Source organism: Novosphingobium panipatense (assembly GCF_900182875.1).
Lineage (GTDB): Bacteria > Pseudomonadota > Alphaproteobacteria > Sphingomonadales > Sphingomonadaceae > Novosphingobium > Novosphingobium panipatense.
On record NZ_FXUI01000054.1, the window covers coordinates 1 to 1,639 of the forward strand.

General features: G+C 61.7%; 2 protein-coding genes. One reads left to right on the top strand and one right to left on the bottom strand.

Features of this window, described 5'->3' with window-relative positions; translation table 11 throughout:
• Positions 1–366 precede the first annotated feature (366 nt).
• Positions 367–561 carry a hypothetical protein gene (locus tag QOL62_RS19755; protein ID WP_218821486.1) on the top strand — a complete coding sequence of 65 codons (195 nt, stop codon included), beginning with the start codon at positions 367–369 and terminating at the stop codon, positions 559–561.
• Between the two features lie 378 nt (positions 562–939).
• Here QOL62_RS19755 and QOL62_RS19760 read toward each other — a convergent pair.
• A partial coding sequence (locus QOL62_RS19760) for a hypothetical protein (protein ID WP_283407310.1) occupies positions 940–1,639 on the bottom strand: 700 nt, incomplete at its 5' end.

The following is a 1,639-nucleotide window of genomic DNA, read 5'->3' on the forward strand; positions in this document are numbered from 1 at the left end:
GGTCGGACGGTATTACGGGAACGCGCTGAATTCCCCGACTCGTGATGAATCCATGAGTCGCGGCCGGCGCATCCACAGCCTAACTTTCTATCTTTATTTCTAAAGGAATTAACGGCGCCTGCGGCGCTTCTCCCTTTTATGAAAAGATTGAAGGGGCAGGGAAGGCCATCGGCAAGCACCGAACACAATGGCAAGGCCCAGTGCCCGATGTCGCACGAGCATAGAGCATCCAGAGGATGGCATTCAACATCCGCTGCCGAACCGTGCATCACTCGCCTCCCGATCAATCAGCGAGACAACATTCGACAATGCGCACCCGAAGCTGATCCCATCATCTTGGCTACCCGGGCTTGATCCCCGCGGACGATGGCGGACGAGATCCCGGTTCACCTCTTCCTGTCGCCTGACCTGCCTCATCACTGGGTCCCCCTCGACGCCTTCGAAGGAGTCGAATATCGGCGAGCGCAGATCGAAGTCCAAACTCTCGAGGGCCTGTTGGAAGCTTGGATCTACCTTGATGCTGAGCGTCTGCCATCGGACGGGCATCCAAACGGTATCTAGCTTTCCACAGCGATCAACCTCGCGGCGCTTATGGTCACACGTTCTGCTGGTGCAGCACTCGCGTGAAATCACCTCGTTCGATCAGCTTGTGAGATGTAGGGTACATACCGCCGAAGTCAGGGTGCTTTATATCCAGCATGTCCCTCAAAATCGGAACAAACCGAGAAATAGCCCTGAAACGCCGCCAGGGCCTCACCAGGCGCTTCTGGGCGTTCTGACATCCCTTACTCATGAATAGCGTCAAATCGCTCTGTACGGGCTTCTGGCTGGGGCGCATTTTGGGTCAATTGCCACAAGTTTGTGATCAAAATCAGGGCGCACATGATTCTGAACGCCACTTGCTCCCACCGCAAATTCGCGTTTGATTCGCAGCACCTGTCATGGCGACGAAAGCTTTGTTCCGCGCGCGCTTGTAAGCAGCTTGTCGATGGCGGCCATTTCCTCATCAAATGCATCGAAAGCCACGGCGAGATTCCGGCTCGCGGGTAGGGGAGGGGGCTCCTTCGCCGGACGGCCACGCTTGGAGGCTGCATAGCCGAATTCGACCGCAAGGTCTGGTGGCAGAAACAGCCGCCAGCTGCGCCGCTGGGTAATCTCGACCAGAAGATCCGCAGCGACGGCCCGCTCCAGCAGCTTGCTCGCGCCGGCGACGCTGAGGGCCAGCGCATCGGCAACCCCCTGGGGCGATAGCAGCGGGCGATGATGCGTGAGCGCGAGCAGCCGGGGGAGGGCGCCCGGACGGAACGCGTCGACGATCGCGCGCTGGGCGTTGCGATGGTATTTCTCCAGCTCGTGAAGCCGTTCCAGACCCTCGCGCGCCGATCGTTCGAGCGCCCGCAACGCCGCCAGCCAATCATCGGTGTCGGGTTTCCGCTTCAGCCGGAACGCCTTGGCGCCGCCGGCGAGGCAGGGGAGGGCGCTCGCGGAGAGGCCGCCATCGCGCAGCGCGAACGGCAGGCCGAGCCAGGGCAGGATGCCGCCATCCGCCAGCGCGTGCTGGCGGACCTGGTCGAGTGCGCGGACGAGGGCAGGGTGCTGCGTGGCACCCGCCGGCGCGCCGATGGCGGTGGGCAGCGCA

What these genes read in the sequence shown, in the direction of transcription:
- QOL62_RS19755 (WP_218821486.1), top strand. Translation starts at nt 367, where the DNA reads ATGGCGGACGAGATCCCGGTTCACCTCTTCCTGTCGCCTGACCTGCCT.